Source organism: Gemmatimonas sp., from assembly GCF_021298855.1.
In the GTDB taxonomy this organism is placed as follows: domain Bacteria; phylum Gemmatimonadota; class Gemmatimonadetes; order Gemmatimonadales; family Gemmatimonadaceae; genus Gemmatimonas.
Genome location: NZ_JAJTHI010000029.1, coordinates 22,168 through 34,921, shown reverse-complemented (window position 1 = coordinate 34,921; position 12,754 = coordinate 22,168). Strand labels below are relative to the sequence as shown.

At 67.7% G+C, this 12,754-nt stretch carries 17 protein-coding genes and 1 tRNA gene; 17 read left to right on the top strand and 1 reads right to left on the bottom strand.

Going from position 1 to position 12,754, the window contains the following annotated elements; all coding sequences use genetic code 11:
* The first annotated feature begins 87 nt into the window (after positions 1 to 87).
* The 17 genes from LW840_RS10250 to LW840_RS10170 all read left to right on the top strand — a co-directional run bounded on the left by LW840_RS10250 (position 88) and on the right by LW840_RS10170 (position 12,597).
* Positions 88 to 729 (top strand): CDP-alcohol phosphatidyltransferase family protein, encoded by a 642-nt coding sequence (locus tag LW840_RS10250; protein ID WP_291269969.1) that lies wholly within the window; start codon positions 88 to 90, stop codon positions 727 to 729.
* Positions 730 to 734: 5 nt separating this feature from the next.
* The gene (locus tag LW840_RS10245) at positions 735 to 2,066 is read left to right on the top strand and encodes an inositol-3-phosphate synthase (RefSeq protein ID WP_291262384.1); all 1,332 of its coding nucleotides are present in this window, start codon (positions 735 to 737) and stop codon (positions 2,064 to 2,066) included.
* The gene (locus LW840_RS10240; RefSeq protein WP_291262385.1) at positions 2,063 to 2,605 is read left to right on the top strand and encodes a hypothetical protein; all 543 of its coding nucleotides are present in this window, start codon (positions 2,063 to 2,065) and stop codon (positions 2,603 to 2,605) included. Before LW840_RS10245 ends, LW840_RS10240 begins: the two co-directional genes overlap by 4 nt.
* 22 nt (positions 2,606 to 2,627) lie before the next feature.
* The gene (locus LW840_RS10235) at positions 2,628 to 2,921 is read left to right on the top strand and encodes a hypothetical protein (protein WP_291262386.1); all 294 of its coding nucleotides are present in this window, start codon (positions 2,628 to 2,630) and stop codon (positions 2,919 to 2,921) included.
* Positions 2,921 to 3,217, top strand: coding sequence for a hypothetical protein (locus tag LW840_RS10230; RefSeq protein ID WP_291266823.1), 297 nt, complete (start codon positions 2,921 to 2,923; stop codon positions 3,215 to 3,217). The genes LW840_RS10235 and LW840_RS10230 overlap by 1 nt, the downstream gene beginning before the upstream one ends.
* A 4-nt stretch (positions 3,218 to 3,221) precedes the next feature.
* Positions 3,222 to 4,562 carry a dihydrolipoamide acetyltransferase family protein gene (locus LW840_RS10225; protein WP_291262388.1) on the top strand — a complete coding sequence of 447 codons (1,341 nt, stop codon included), beginning with the start codon at positions 3,222 to 3,224 and terminating at the stop codon, positions 4,560 to 4,562.
* Positions 4,563 to 4,569: 7 nt separating this feature from the next.
* Entirely contained in the window at positions 4,570 to 4,815 is a 246-nt protein-coding gene (locus LW840_RS10220; RefSeq protein WP_291262389.1) for a hypothetical protein, read from the top strand.
* A gap of 1 nt (position 4,816) precedes the next feature.
* Entirely contained in the window at positions 4,817 to 5,083 is a 267-nt protein-coding gene (locus LW840_RS10215; protein ID WP_291262390.1) for a hypothetical protein, read from the top strand.
* Positions 5,080 to 5,937: a PHP domain-containing protein gene (locus LW840_RS10210; RefSeq protein ID WP_291262391.1), complete on the top strand. Its 858-nt coding sequence runs from the start codon at positions 5,080 to 5,082 to the stop codon at positions 5,935 to 5,937. The genes LW840_RS10215 and LW840_RS10210 overlap by 4 nt, the downstream gene beginning before the upstream one ends.
* A 15-nt stretch (positions 5,938 to 5,952) precedes the next feature.
* Entirely contained in the window at positions 5,953 to 6,669 is a 717-nt protein-coding gene (locus tag LW840_RS10205; protein ID WP_291276934.1) for an SDR family oxidoreductase, read from the top strand.
* Positions 6,670 to 6,672: 3 nt separating this feature from the next.
* Positions 6,673 to 7,401: a hypothetical protein gene (locus LW840_RS10200; RefSeq protein ID WP_291262393.1), complete on the top strand. Its 729-nt coding sequence runs from the start codon at positions 6,673 to 6,675 to the stop codon at positions 7,399 to 7,401.
* 73 nt (positions 7,402 to 7,474) lie between these two features.
* Entirely contained in the window at positions 7,475 to 8,497 is a 1,023-nt protein-coding gene (trxB, locus tag LW840_RS10195; protein ID WP_291262394.1) for a thioredoxin-disulfide reductase, read from the top strand.
* 2 nt (positions 8,498 to 8,499) lie between these two features.
* The gene (locus LW840_RS10190) at positions 8,500 to 9,150 is read left to right on the top strand and encodes an MBL fold metallo-hydrolase (RefSeq protein ID WP_291262395.1); all 651 of its coding nucleotides are present in this window, start codon (positions 8,500 to 8,502) and stop codon (positions 9,148 to 9,150) included.
* A 43-nt stretch (positions 9,151 to 9,193) separates the two neighbouring features.
* Positions 9,194 to 10,003 (top strand): hypothetical protein, encoded by an 810-nt coding sequence (locus LW840_RS10185; RefSeq protein WP_291266826.1) that lies wholly within the window; start codon positions 9,194 to 9,196, stop codon positions 10,001 to 10,003.
* 10 nt (positions 10,004 to 10,013) lie between these two features.
* Entirely contained in the window at positions 10,014 to 11,462 is a 1,449-nt protein-coding gene (locus tag LW840_RS10180) for an aspartate ammonia-lyase (RefSeq protein ID WP_291266827.1), read from the top strand.
* 97 nt (positions 11,463 to 11,559) lie between these two features.
* A complete protein-coding gene (locus LW840_RS10175) occupies positions 11,560 to 12,054 on the top strand; it encodes an Rrf2 family transcriptional regulator (protein WP_291262398.1) in 495 nt (164 codons plus the stop codon).
* Between the two features lie 9 nt (positions 12,055 to 12,063).
* Complete coding sequence (locus tag LW840_RS10170) at positions 12,064 to 12,597, top strand: hypothetical protein (protein ID WP_291266828.1); 534 nt, start codon at positions 12,064 to 12,066, stop codon at positions 12,595 to 12,597.
* 54 nt (positions 12,598 to 12,651) lie between these two features.
* Here LW840_RS10170 and LW840_RS10165 read toward each other — a convergent pair.
* Positions 12,652 to 12,735, bottom strand: a tRNA-Leu gene (locus LW840_RS10165).
* Positions 12,736 to 12,754: the final 19 nt, after the last annotated feature.

Genomic DNA, 12,754 nt, shown 5'->3' with positions numbered 1-12,754 from the left:
GCCCCCGAGCCCAACGTCCTCGGGCCAGCGCCCGGTCGCGCCAGTCGAGATCGCTCCACCGCGCCCGGTCCAGTCACTGTTGCCCTGATGAAAGCCATCTGGAACGCCATCGTAAGCGGATACCTGAAAGTCATCGCCCCCGTGGCAGACTGGCTGGTCGCGAAGCGTGTGCGTCCCAATACCATCACCACTGTCGGGACGCTCTGCACCTGTACGGCGGGGGTGATCTTCGCGACCGGCCACATTCGAACCGGGGGCTGGTTCCTCGGACTCACGGCACTCTTCGATGTGCTCGATGGCACGGTCGCGCGACGGACGGGGACCACCAGTCTGTTCGGCGCGTTCTATGATTCCACCCTCGACCGGGTGGCAGACGGCTTCCTGCTCGGCGGGCTCGTGGTGTTCTACGCCACGCATGGGCAGCACGCCAATCAGGGCATGGTCATCGTGGCAACTCTGGCGCTCATCGCCACGTTCCTTACGTCATACACCAACGCGCGCGCCGAAGGGCTCGGCTTCTCGGCGCGTGTGGGCGTGCTGCAGCGCCCTGAGCGCATCACGCTGCTGGCCGCGCCGCAGGCGTTCTTCGGCCTTGCGCTGCACGGCTTGGTGCTGGCCGGTATCGTGACGCTCCTCATGGTCACGGCCTGGGTCACGTTCTTCCAGCGCATGGCGTATGTCCATCGCACCGCCACGGCTGCTCCGACACCTACTTCTCCTGGAGAATAAACGCAGTGTCCGACTCGACCCGCGGGACTCCCGCGAACATCGCCCCGGCCACGGGGAAGCTCGCCATCTTCACGCCGGGACTCGGCGCCGTGGCGACCACCTTCATTGCCGGCGTCGAGCGCGTGCGCCGCGGCCTGTCGGTGCCCATCGGTTCGCTCACCCAGATGGCCACCATCCGCCTCGGCAAGCGTACGGACAACCGCAGCCCGCTCATCAAGGACTTCGTACCCCTCGCCTCGCTCGAGGACATCGTCTTCGGGGCCTGGGATCCGATCCCCGATGACGCGTACACCGCGGCCACCAAGGCCGGAGTGCTCGTCAAGGACGACATCGAACCCATCGCCGACTTCCTCAAGAGCATCAAGCCCATGCCGGCGGTGTTCGAAAGCCGCTACGTCACGCGCATCACCGGTGCGACCAACGTGAAGTCCGGCAAGACGAAGAAGGATCTTGCCGAGCAGCTGCGCGCCGACATCCGCAGCTTCATGGCGGCCAACGGCGCCACGCGGGGCGCCATGGTCTGGTGCGGCTCCACCGAGACCTACATCAAGCCCGGCCCGCAGCATCAGACTATCGAAGCCTTCGAGAAGGCCATGGAGGAGAACGACGACGCCATCGCGCCGTCGATGCTCTACGCGTACGCGGCCATCATGGAAGGTGTTGCCTACTGCAACGGCGCGCCGAACCTCTCGGCCGATTTCCCGGCGATGGTCGACCTGGCGAACCGTCAGGGCGTCCCCATTTCGGGCAAGGACTTCAAGACCGGCCAGACGTGGATGAAGACCGTCATCGCGCCGGGCATGAAGGCGCGCATGCTGGGCCTCGAGGGCTGGTACTCCACCAACATCCTCGGCAACCGCGACGGCGAAGTGCTCGATGATCCGGCGTCGTTCAAGACCAAGGAGGAGTCGAAGCTCTCCGTGCTGCACACCATTCTGCAGCCCGAGAAGTACCCCGAGCTGTACAAGGATTTCTCGCACGTCGTGCGCATCAACTACTACCCGCCGCGCGGCGACAACAAGGAAGGCTGGGACAACATCGACATCAAGGGGTGGCTCGGCTACCCGATGCAGATCAAGGTCAACTTCCTCTGCCGCGACTCCATCCTGGCCGCGCCGCTCGTGCTCGACCTCGCCCTGTTCAGCGACTTCGCCCAGCGTGCCGGGATGAAGGGCATTCAGGAATGGTTAAGCTTCTATTACAAGGCGCCCACGGTGGCTGCGGGATTGCAGCCCGAGCACGACCTTTTCATCCAGCAGACGAAGCTGAAGAACACGCTCCGTCACCTCATGGGTGAGGACCAGATCACGCACCTCGGGCTGGAATACTATCAATGACATACACGCGCGCGCGCTGGATCGCCGGCGCGGCTTTCGCGATCACGGCCGGCGCTTTCAGCGCTGGCTGTGACGCCGGCCGCAAGAACATTCGGGAGCTGCGGTTTCGTACCGACTCGTTCGTCATCCGAGTCGCTCCGGAAACCATTCCGACGCGCGCGCTCGAGCCCATCTACTGGCGGGTCATCGTGCACGACCGCGAAACCGGCGTGCCCATCCAGGGGGGCGAAGGCCGCATCTTCGCCACCAACAAGGATATGAAGACCGTGTCCAACGGGTTCGAGGAAACCGGCGAGCTTGGCACCTATCGCAGCAACCTCATGTTCGTCACGGCGGGCATGTGGGCCATGGCCATCCAGTTCCGGCGTGACTCCACGAAGGAGTTGCAGAAGACGCAGGACTGGACCCAGGATATCCTGGAGGCCGATGAACCCGGCATGAACATCCGGACGCCCATCTCCACGCGCGTCAAGGATTCGGCCAAGGCACCGGCCGCGGCGCCGGCCGCGACGGATTCCGCCCGGAAGCGGGCGCCCTGACGGGCGCCTCTGGAGACTTTGCATGCGGCATTTCCATCGCTGTTCGCTTACGCCCGACGTGGTGCTCGAGCAGGCCGATCGCTACTTCGGCGCACTGGGCCTCTCCCGCAGCGGCGCCGACGCGCGCGCGCGCGCCTATGTCGGCGCGCTGGGAACCATGACCCTCTCGGTCAGGATGGAGGGCGGCCACTACACCTTCGTCGAGGTGCACACCGACCAGGTGGGGGAAAGCCGGCTCGACAAGAACGTCAAGCGCTACTTCAATGCGCTGCATCGCGCCGCCGATCCCCGTCACCTGATCGAGGCCGGATACTGATGGCCACGGCGGGAACGCCGGCGCCCGGTGAGGATCGCACGGGGCGGAACATCGGCGTCGGATGCTTTACGTGCTTCATCGGAGCCGTCAGCGGGGCCATGTCGGGGGTCGGCATCGGCAAGCTCATGGGCTTCTTCAATCGCTGCACCCCGGAGCCCGGCTTGCCTGCGTGCGAATGGTGGGTGTACGCCGGGTGGGGCGCCGCCATTGGCGCCCTCACGCTCCCGGTATTCTCGCTCTGGCGCCTCAAGCGCCGCGACCAGGCCGAAGACGCAGTTTCCACATATCGAGGATGACCGAGTGGCTCGTGTAGACGTGATCATGCCGCAGATGGGCGAATCCATCGCGGAAGGGACGGTATCGCGGTGGCTCAAGAAGGTGGGCGACAGCGTCAAGCGCGATGAGCCCATTTTCGAGATCTCCACGGACAAGGTCGACGCGGAAATCCCGTCACCGTCCGCCGGCGTGCTCATGGAAATCCTCGTTGGCGAAGGGATGACGGTGGCGGTGAATACGGTGGTGGCGCGGCTCGAAACCGATGCCGCGGCCGCGGCCGCCGCGCCGGCCCCCAGCGCGCCGGTCCCCGCCGAAACCGCCACGGCAATCGCTGCCACGTCGGTGGCGACGCCCGCCCCGGTCGCGGCCTCGGCGGCACCGCCGGCGGCAAGGCCTGCGGTGCCCGCCACGGAACCGGGTTCGCTGGAAGAGCGCCTGCGGACCAAGTCGTCGCCGCTCGTGCGCAAGATCGCCGCCGAGCACGGCGTGGAGATTGCCAGTCTCTCCGGCACCGGCATTGCCGGTCGCGTGACCCGCCGGGATCTCGACGCCTTCCTCGCCAACCGCCCCGCCGCGGCCGCAGCCGCGCCCGCTGGCGTGTCCATGTACGCGCCGGCAGGAACCGACACCCACGGCCCGTTGCCCACGCCGTGGCCTGGTGACGTGGTCGAGCCCATGTCGAAGATCCGCAAGTTGACCTCCGACCACATGGCGACGGCGCGCCGGGTGGCGGCGCACGTCACCACGTTCTGGGAGATCGACCTCACCCGCGTGGCGCGCCTCCGCAACGCCATGCGCCGTGATTTCGAAGCGCAGTCGGGACAGAAGCTCACCTATATGCCGTTCATCCTGCAGGCGGTCAGTGCGCAGCTCAAGCGGCACCCGGTGCTCAATGCCGCCGTCGCCGGCAATGACATCATCTATCGCAAGCAGGTCAACCTCGGCGTCGCCGTGGCGCTCGAACCCACGGGGCTCATCGTGCCGGTGCTCAAGCGGGCCGATGAACTCTCCCTGACGGGACTCACGCGCGGCGTGAATGACCTGGCGGCGCGCGCACGCGGCAAGAAGCTGAGCCCCGCCGACGTGCAGGATGCGACCTTCACGATTACCAACCCGGGAACGTTCGGCTCCATCACCGGCACGCCCATCATTCCCGTGGGCACGACGGCCATCCTCTGCCTCGGTGCCATCGAGAAGCGCCCCAAGGTGGTGACCGGTCCCGACGGCGAGGACACGATCGCGATTCGCACCTGCTGCTACTTCTCGCTGTCGTTTGATCACAAGGTCGTCGATGGCGCCGACGCCGATCGCTTCATGGGCGATCTCAAGAAGGCGCTCGAGTCGGTCTCCGAATCCACGGTCTGAACAGCGCATGGCCCGCTCCCTTGCCATCGTGGAACGGCATGTCGGCGACGACGAGCGGGCAGACTATCTGGCGGCACTGGCCGAGCGCAAATCACGCGCTGCGGCCATGCGCGCTCACTTCTGGGTCTTTGAGCACGCAACAGAACGCGGGCGTTTCGTGGAGTTCACCGAGGCGGCGAACGATGCATCCATCGCGTCGCTCCACGGCCATGACCTGCCCGGCCAGCTGTGGCGTGAAGTACAGGGAGGTTGAGATGCCCACGCGACGTATCAACATCGACGGCCGCGAATGGCAGGTGTACCCGTCCGGCTTCCTCACGCAATACGTCGGGGACGAATTCGGACTGATCTTCGTGACGGGCGCGGGTGACGGGCGCGAAGTGCGCGTGACCCGCTACTCTCCCATGGGGGTGCGCTCGCGCGAGCAGTCGCTGGCCGAGTGCGATGACGCCCAGCTCGTGGCGCTCTTCCGGGCGTCGCAGCCGGGGGCGCGCTCCCCTGAAGCCGGCTACCGCTCGTGAGCAGCGACGCCACGGCGCCAGCGGCGTTCGTGGATCTGCAGGTGCATACCACCGCCTCGGACGGCGCCTTGCCGCCGGCTGCGGTCGTGCAGGCGGCGGCCGATGCGGGGCTGCACGCCATTGCCATCACCGATCATGACACGGTCGACGGCCTCCCCGAGGCGCGCGCCGCGGGGGAGCGGCTCGGTGTGCGTATCGTGCCGGGGGTCGAACTCAGCACGTACGCCGATGGGGAGGAACTGCATCTCCTCGGGCTGCACCTTGCCGACCTCCACGCCATGACGGATGCGCTCGCCGAATTCCGCGTACAGCGCGTGCAGCGCGCCGCACGCATCGTCGAGACGCTCAATGCGCACGGCATCCCGATCACCATGGAGGCCGTGCTCGCCGAAGCGGCCGACGGCGCCGTGGGCCGCCCCCATATCGCCCGCGCCATGCTGGCCGGCGGCTGGGTGCGTGAGTTCCGCGAGGCGTTCGACAAGTGGATAGGCTGGGGACGTCCCGCGTACATGGCCAAGGAACAGTTCGACGTGGCCGATGCCATTGCCCTGGTCCATCGGGCCGGTGGACTCGCCGTGTGGGCGCATCCGGGGGAACTCGCCACGCCGGCCCGCATCGGTCGCCTCGCCGACCGTGGGCTCGATGCCGTGGAAGTGCTGCATCCGAGCCACCCCCCGTATCTCGTGCAGCGACTGGTCGAGCACACGGAGAAGGCCGGACTCCTCCCCAGCGGCGGCTCCGACTGGCACGGCACGCAGGACGGCCCCCGCAAGCTGGGCGGCCAACTCGTGCCCAAGGTGTGGCTGGACTGGCAGGATGCCCGGGTGGCCACCCGCGGCACCACCACGGCGTAGGCCATGTCGCGCCGCGTGGCTCTGGTCACCGGCGGAGCGCGGCGTCTGGGCGCGGCCCTGGTGCGGAGCTTCGCGGAACGCGAGTACGATGTCCTGCTGCACCACGGCAGCTCTCCCGAGGAGGCGGCCGCCCTTGCCCAGTCGCTCGAGCAGCAGCACGGCGGGCGCGTGCACGTGGTGCAGGAGGACCTGCTCGATCCCGCCGCGCCCGCCAGGATCGTCGCGTGCGCCGTCGAAGCCCTGGGGCGTCTCGACGTCGTGGTCAGTTCCGCGTCCGTCATGGAGTGGCGGGACTTCGAGCGCGTCACGCCGCAGGATTGGACACGGGCGGAAGCGATCAACCTGCGCGCGCCGTTCTTTCTCATGCAGGCGGCAGCCCGGGTCATGACCACGGGCGGCGTCATCGTGCAGATCGCCGATCATCTGGCCGGTGAGACCGGCTTCCCGCGCCTGATTCCCCACCAGGTCACCAAGGCAGCGCTCACCCAGCTGGTGCGCGCCGTCGCCGATCATCTCGCACCGGCCATCCGCGTGAACGCGATCGCTCCGGGGCTGGTGCTGGCCCCCGACGACCTGACCGACGAGGCCAGGCAACGCTTCTTGCGCGACGTACCGCTGTCGCGAAGTGGTACACCCGCCGATGTGGTGCAGGCCGTGCACTTCCTCGTGGACGCGCCGTACATCACAGGCATCGTCCTCCCGGTCGACGGCGGCCGACAACTGCGTCGCTGACGCATGGCACTGCGATTCTCGCGCATCGTCATCATCGGCGGGGGGTGCTACGGCAGCTGGTACGCGCAGCAACTCACGCGCGCCATCCAGCGGAAGGCGCTGTGGGCCGATGACATCGTGGTGGTGGATCGGGATCCCGCCTGTCGCGTTGCCGCGCGGCTGCAGGACGGTGCCTATGCCGGCGTCCCCCTGCGGTTGGCGCTCCGGCACTGGGATGCCTACCTCGCCGAGTGGTTGGCGGCGGGTCCCGAGGCGCTCGCTGGACACGCCATGGTCCCCTCGCCGCTCATGCCGCATCTGTGCCTCGACTGGCTCGTGGCGCGGGCGAAACACCGCTGGCCCAGCCGTGCCGTCACCGTGCTCCCCATGCCGGCGGTGCCCCCCACCCCGTGGGAACGGGCCGCACCCGATGGGCGCCATTACGTGAGCTTTGCCACCTGGACCTGCCCCGTCAATTGCATCGAGCCGGCCAAGTGCCCCGCCACCCGGGATACGCGCGACTGGAGCCTGCCCGTCACGATCCGGCGCCTCGCCCATGGGGAGCCACGATTGGGGGAGGCCGCTATCTTTCATTGTACACATCGAACGTACGGTGTCGGCATGATCGACGCCGACGCGATTGCCCATGCCGACCGCCTGGTCGCTGAACGCGGGAACGCGGGTGCCTGTCGAGTGCTCGTGGGTACCGTGTCGCACTGCCACGGCGCTCTCGGCCTCCTTGCCGTAGACTGAACGCGCTTCGCCGACCGCCCTCGATCCTCCCCCGGTTCCACACCAGGGCTTCACCGTTTCTCCTCGCGTGGACATGCCACTGTCAACCGAAAACATCGTCATCATCGGGTCGGGCCCCGCCGCCTGGACTGCTGCCATTTATGCCGCGCGCGCGAACCTGAACCCGCTGGTGTTCGAGGGAGAACCCGTGGGCACTGAATTGCCCGGCGGGCAGCTCATGCTGACCACTGACATCGAGAACTTTCCCGGCTTCCCCGAGCCCATCAGCGGGCCCGAGCTCATGGAGCGCGTGAAGGCGCAGGCCGTGCACCACGGGACACGGGTGGTGAGCGAGCTGGTCCGGGAGGTCGATTTCTCGCAGCGTCCCTTCACGGTCACCCCCAATTACTCCTCGCCGCTGCAAGCGCACACCGTCATCGTGGCCACCGGGGCCGCCGCCAAGTGGATCGGGCTCGACAGCGAACTCCGGCTGGCGCAGCACGGGGGCGGCGTATCGGCGTGCGCGGTGTGCGACGGGGCCATGCCCTTCTACCGCAACAAGCGTCTGGCGGTCGTTGGCGGCGGCGATACCGCCATGGAAGAGGCCATGTACCTCACGAAGTTCGCAAGCGAAGTGGTCATCATCCACCGTCGTGACAGCTTCCGGGCCTCCAAGGTGATGGCCAACCGGGTACTCGCACATCCCAAGGTGCGCGTCCTCTGGAACTCCCAGGTCACCGAAGTGGTCGGCGATGAGTTCATCACCGGGCTCAAGCTGGCCGACACCGTAACCGGGGCCGTGCGCGAAATCGAGGTGGGAGGATTGTTCGTGGCCATCGGTCACACCCCCAATACGCGCTTTCTCCAAGGGCAACTCGACGTCACCGAACACGGCTACATCAAGGTGTCGCCCTGGCGCACGGCCACCTCGGTGGACGGGGTCTTCGCTGCGGGTGATGTGATCGATGACTACTATCGGCAGGCCATCACGTCGGCTGGCACCGGATGCATGGCGGCGCTCGAGGCCGAGCGGTGGCTCGCGCATCATGGCATCGGCGAGACGCCCGTGCTCGAAACGGGAGAGAGTTCGATCGCGGCCGCGACGGCCGAGGGGTGAGCGTGTCCGAACTGCGCGTGCAACAGCTGACCGTGGGGCCGCTCGAGGAGAACTGCTGGCTGTTGGCAGACCCCGCCTCGCGGCGGGCCGTGCTCGTCGATCCGGGTGACGAAGCCGATCGGCTGCTCGCGGCCGTAGACGCCTCGGGGTGCGTACTCGATGCCATCTGGCTGACCCACTGCCACTTCGATCACGTGGGCGGCATTGCCGGTGTCGTGCGCGCGCGGCCGGTGCCCATCCACCGGCATATCGCCGACACCCCCTTCTACGAGGCCGCGGCCGACAATGCGGCCCGCTGGGGCATTCGTCTCGACAACCCACCCCCGGCCACGCATGACGTGATGGAAGGCGGTTCCATGCAGCTGGGCGAACATCGATTCGATATCTGGCATGTGCCGGGACACGCCCCCGGCCACGTGGCCTTCGTGGGGCACGGTCTCTGCATATCGGGTGATGTGCTCTTTGCGGGCTCCATCGGACGGACCGATCTGCCGCTCTGCGATCCGCGCGCCATGCAGACGTCACTCCTGCGGCTGGCCACATTGCCGCCCGAGACTCGGGTACTGCCCGGGCACGGTGTTACAACCACCATCGGCCAGGAATTGGCGTCCAATCCGTTCCTGCGTGGCGCCGCGCGGCCCATTGGCGCCTGAGCGCTCCCGCGCGCCGTTTCGTCCTTCCTCAGCCCTCATTCGCATGCCCACACATCGTCGTCGCGCCACCCTGCGAGGCGCCCTGCTCCTGGTCATCGGCAGCGTCGCGGCCGGCGCCTGCTCGAGCATCACCGACAGCGCGCCCACCCTCGAGAAGTACGGGGCCGTGAATTTCGTGGGCAGGCGCAACGCGGCAGGGCAGGGAGCGGCCGCCGCCACCGTGGTGGCCTTTGAGTCGGTCAGCCTGCAGGTCCCCAACAGCCGCTTGCAGCAGAACGAGCAGTGCGTGTACTCGGCCGTCGATACCGTGACCCCCGTGGCGCGCGGTGATCGCAGTGCCGGAGACGCCGTCGCCATCGTGGTGGGCGGCGCAACCCGTCAGCTGGCGTACTCGAGCACCGATCGGCGCTATGCCACGGCGGCGGGAGCGCCCATTACCTACAACGCCGGCGACGTTGCGCAGGTGACCCTTCCCGGCAATGGCTCGGCGTTCCCCGCCATCGCCGGTTCACTCAAGCTCGCCGAACCGCTCCTCCTGACTCCGCTGTCCCTGCCCCCCATCGGCGAGAGCCTCACCGTCACCTGGAACGGCACCAACGATCCCACCGCGGCCATCATCCTGCAGCTCAAGTACCCCAACCCGGCGAGCTCCACCTTCGCCAACGAGCAGGTGTACTGCGCCCTGCGCGACGACGGTTCGGCGGTGATTCCCGGGGGCCTGCTCAACCCGTTCCAGATTGCCACCGCCCGGCGCTCCCTTACGCTCATTCGCTGGCGGACCAATCTCGTCACGGCCAACGGCGCCACCCTGCATCTGACCTCCTCCATCGATACCACCATCACCTTCCCCTGACCGAGGCTTCATGAGCGCCACTGCAGGCTCGTCGTCGCTGCCGCCGGACCTCACGCGCGTCGAGACCGACCCGCTCGGCGCACTGGAGGTGCCCCAGTCGGCGCTCTACGGCGTTCAGACCGCGCGGGCGCTCCAGAACTTCGCCATCAGTGGCCTGCGCCCGCTGCGGCCCTTCGTCGTGGCGCAGGTCTGGATCAAGAAGGCCGCGGCCATGGTGCATCGACACACCGGCCGCCTCGAGGCTCCCCTCGCCGACGCGATCGTCGCCGCCGCCGATGAAGTGCTCGCCGGACGCCACCGCGACCAGTTTGTGGTCGATCCCTACCAGGCTGGTGCCGGCACGTCGCACAACATGAACGTGAACGAGGTGCTGGCCAATCGCGCCAATGAGCTGCTGGGAGCGCCGCGCGGCCGCTATGTCCCGGTGCATCCGAATGACCATGTCAACATGGCGCAGAGCACCAACGACACGATTCCCACCAACATCCGCCTCGCCGTTCTGGGGGAATTGCCGCTGCTGGCGGGCGCACTCGAGGCGCTCGAGGAGGCGCTGGACGATCGGGCGCGTGCGTTCGATCACATCGTCAAGGCGGGCCGGACGCACCTGCAGGACGCCATGCCCATCCGCCTGGGACAGGAGTTCGCCGCCTACGCGGGATCCCTCGCCCGCGCCCGCAAGCGTCTCCATGAAGCGGCAGACTACCTGAACGATCTGGGCATCGGGGGGAGTGCGGTCGGCACCGGGGTCACCGTCGAACCCCAGTACCCGTCGCTGATGGTTGCGGCGCTGCGCGACATCACCGGGATCCACACCCTGCGCGAGGGCACCGATCGGGTGCAGCTGATGCAGAGCATGGGGGACGTAGCGGCGTTCAGCGCAGCCATGCGCGGCGTGGCCGTCGATCTCTCGAAAATCGTGAGCGACCTGCGACTCATGGTGTCCGGCCCCCGCACGGGACTCGACGAAATCGTCCTTCCCGCCGTGCAGCCTGGGTCCAGCATCATGCCCGGAAAGGTCAACCCCTCCATTCCGGAGATGGTGAATCAGGTCTGCTATCAGGTCATCGGCTGCGATGTCACCGTGGCGATGGCCGCCGAGCACGGGCAGCTGGAGCTCAACGTCATGATGCCGGTCATTGCCCACAACGTGCTGCTGTCCATGCACATCCTCACGACGGCGGTCACGACGCTCACCACACGCTGCGTCGCCGGGATCGAAGCCAATCCGGACATGTGCGCCTACTGGGTGGAACGCTCGGCGGCCCTTGCCACCGCCCTCCTCCCCACCCTCGGGTACGCGGCCGCCGCCGAGCTCTCCAAGCGGAGCGTGCGGGAGGGGGTGCTCATCCGCGATCTCATCACCCGGGAGCAGATCGTCCCGGCCGCCGAGGTGGAGGCCCTGCTCGATCTCCGTCGCCTCACCGAAATCGGCATGCCGGGAAGTCAGCCGGCGTCGTGACAGCCGGGACAGCAGGCGGTACATCGGCGGCCTCAACCGTAGGCGTGAAATCCGCCGCAGCTTGTCTGGACCGTGAGTCCGATCTAGACTCTCGGGTATGCGCATAACAACGTGGGCTGAGTACGGGCTGATTTGCGCCCTCCACCTTGCCCGTCGCGCCGGCGATGGGCCGGTAACGGGCCGGGATGTGGCGGCACGCGAAAAGCTGCCTGGCGATTACGTCGAGCAGATTCTGCTGCGGATGCGGCGCGCCGGCATCGTCGCCAGTACGCGTGGGGCCCGCGGCGGGTACTCGCTGGCGCGCGCGGCCGAGGAAATCACCGTGCGTGATGTCATCAAGGCTTCCGAACTCACCACGTTCGACCTGCACTGCGTATCGCATCCAGTGGACGCCGAGCGGTGTGCTGAGGCGGAGAACTGCAGTATTCGACCGGTATGGATGCTGCTCCAGAAGCGCATCGACGAAGTGCTCGACAGCGTGCGGCTGAGTGATCTGTTGGCCGACGAATCCGTCGTGCGTGATCGCGTCGGCCTGGTCGGCGTCGAGGCGGCCGGCGAGGTGCCGGGCGGTCTCCCCATTCTGCAGTCCTGATCGGCCAATATGGGGCTGTGGGCCGATTGGCAGGCGGCGCGTGCGCAGCGGCACCGCGTCGAGATGTACCTCAACTACCTGCTGCGCGAACCCGACGACGAGGCCATGGGCTGGCTCTTCGCGCTGGCACCCGACACGCCCACCGCGAGACGCGAGTTCCACTTCGCGCGGCGGGCCATCGGCCTCATCGTGGCCGAGCGTGACGCGCTCGACGACCGGACACACGCCGACGTCACCCACCAGCTCGCGCCGGTGCTGGCGGCGGAAGCGCGGCGGGCACCAGCCGACGGTCTGGCCTGGAGCGAACGCTGGCGCGCCTACTGCGCGGCGCTTGCGGTACGCGGCACAGTGGACTCGCCGGCGACGCGGCTGGCCCGTGTCATGCTGAGCGCCGCCGGCGTCGAGCACCCGGACACCGCGGGACTCCAGCGCGCGACGCAGTTCGTGCAGGAAACGCGCACCGCCATGAATGAAGCCCTGCGCCATGCATTCGGGGCCGCTTCTCTCCCGGACGACGTACGCCCCAGCGCACTGCGGGGCTGAACGCACCACGGGCAGCGGCGCCGAAGCGACCGCTGCCCGTGATGGGTACTCAGGTGCCGAAGGCCGGACTCGAACCGGCACGTCCTTGCGGACACTGCGCCCTGAACGCAGCGCGTCTACCAATTCCACCACTCCGGCAGAACCCGTCCGGCAGGCA